This is a genomic window from Streptomyces hygroscopicus subsp. hygroscopicus (assembly GCF_001553455.1).
GTDB classification, from domain to species: Bacteria; Actinomycetota; Actinomycetes; order Streptomycetales; family Streptomycetaceae; genus Streptomyces; species Streptomyces hygroscopicus.
Genome location: NZ_BBOX01000157.1, coordinates 1 through 1263 on the forward strand (window position 1 = coordinate 1; position 1263 = coordinate 1263).

At 73.2% G+C, this 1263-nt stretch carries 1 protein-coding gene; it reads left to right on the plus strand.

Annotated features, from left to right (window positions below; all coding sequences use genetic code 11):
• Positions 1-60: 60 nt before the first annotated feature.
• On the plus strand, positions 61-861 hold the full coding sequence (locus AXW62_RS17820) for a nucleotidyltransferase family protein (RefSeq protein ID WP_060945403.1): 801 nt from the start codon (positions 61-63) through the stop codon (positions 859-861).
• The last annotated feature ends 402 nt before the right edge of the window (positions 862-1263 follow it).

The window sequence follows — 1263 nt, forward strand, 5'->3', positions numbered from 1 at the left end:
CCCGCCGCTTCCGCTCCGGCTCCGGCCACGGCGGTCCCCCCACCGCATATGGTGCGGTTCATGAGCGATGACGACGAGCGCAGACCCGGGCATCACCACCAGAGCGCGCGCCCCACACAAGCCGTCGTCCTGGCCGGAGGCCAGGGCTCACGGCTGCGTCCGTACACCGACGACCGCCCCAAGCCGATGGTCGAGATCCCGGGCACCGGGGCCCCGATCATCGGCCACCAACTGGCCTGGCTGGCCGCCGAGGGGGTCACCGACGCCGTGGTCTCCTGCGGTCACCTCGCCGCCGTCCTCCAGGACTGGCTCGAGACGGCGGAGCTGCCGCTGCGGGTGACGACGGTCGTCGAGAAGGAACCGCTGGGGCGCGGCGGCGGCCTGAAGTTCGCCGCCGCCCGGCTTCCCCACCCCGACCGGCCCTGGTACGCCACCAACGGCGACATCTGGACCCGCTTCTCGCTCCGCGACATGGCGGACTTCCACGACGAACGCGCCGCCACCGCCACGCTCGCCCTCGCCCGGCCGCGCATTCCGTGGGGGGCGGTGGAGACCAATGAGTTCGGGCACGTCCTGGACTTCATCGAGTCACCGCCCTCGCCGTACCTCATCAACGCGGGCGTCTACGTCTTCTCCGCCGACTTCACCACGCTGCTGCCCGACCGGGGCGACCACGAGCGCACCACCTTCCCGCGCCTGGCGCGGGAACGGCGGCTGGCGGGGTTCCCGCTGCCCCAGGGGGCGTACTGGCGGGCCATCGACACCGCGAAGGATCTGACCGAGGCCGCGAAGGAACTCGCCTCCGGCCCTCCCCCGCACGGCCACGGCTCCTTCGACACGCCCCCGGTGCCACACAGCTGACCGGGGGCGGCGGCGGTACGGAGCTACGGCACCGCACGGCGCGCCGGAGGTACAGCACTCCTTACGCGCGACACGGCGCTGCATGGCGGCGGTACGACACTCGTTGCGCGCGACACGGCACGGCGGCATGAGAGCGCACCGCACGTCGCGGCGGCGGTACAGCACCCGTTGCGCGCGACACGGCACGGCGTGGCGGCATGAGAGCTGCACGGCACGGCGTGACGGCGTTCCCGCTGTGGGGAGTTACGGCTGTGGGGAGTTACGGCTGTGGGGAGTCGCGACTGTCGGAAGTTGCCGCGGTACGGCGCTGCGGAGCTAGCCGAGGAGGCCGCCCAAGGCGGCCTCCTCCCCGGCCGGGTCGGTGGAGCCGTACGTGTTGTCCTCCGGCGGGCCGCCCTCCGG

Coding starts and splice junctions, on each gene's coding strand:
- AXW62_RS17820 (WP_060945403.1), top strand. CDS start 61: ATGAGCGATGACGACGAGCGCAGACCCGGGCATCACCACCAGAGCGCG.